The organism is Pseudomonas sp. HMSC067G02, assembly GCF_001813485.1.
Classification (GTDB): domain Bacteria; phylum Pseudomonadota; class Gammaproteobacteria; order Pseudomonadales; family Pseudomonadaceae; genus Pseudomonas; species Pseudomonas aeruginosa.
Genome location: NZ_KV812689.1, coordinates 1 through 407, shown reverse-complemented (window position 1 = coordinate 407; position 407 = coordinate 1). Strand labels below are relative to the sequence as shown.

At 65.8% G+C, this 407-nt stretch carries 1 protein-coding gene; it reads right to left on the bottom strand.

All coding sequences use genetic code 11. The features are described from left to right. Positions 1-407: Hcp family type VI secretion system effector (locus HMPREF2914_RS18385; RefSeq protein WP_139148217.1), on the bottom strand; the 407-nt coding region annotated here is incomplete at both ends.

Genomic DNA, 407 nt, shown 5'->3' with positions numbered 1-407 from the left:
GCGACCGGGGAGCGCCAGTCGTCGGAGCCGGAGGTGCCGGAGACTTCGTGGGTCCAGGTGATCTTGCGGTAGGTGAAGTGCACGTCTTCCAGGTGGGTGAAGTGGGCGTTGCCCGGGTCCTGGCAGTTGTGCATGTAGTCCTTGATGTCGACGATGATCGCGTCTTCCAGGACGGTGGTGTAGTAGTGCTCCTGGGTGCCGGCGGCGGAGGTGCGGTACCACTGGATCTCCACCTTGGTCAGGCGCTCGCCGGAGGTCAGGGCGGCCAGCAGCAGCGGCGAGGCCTTGTCGAAGACCTTGGTGATGACCACCGGCTTGTGCACGCGCTGGCCGGTCGGCTGGCCGGACTGCGGGTCGCGCGGGATGATCACTTCGTGGTTGAAGCCCTGGACCATCACCTGGTCCTC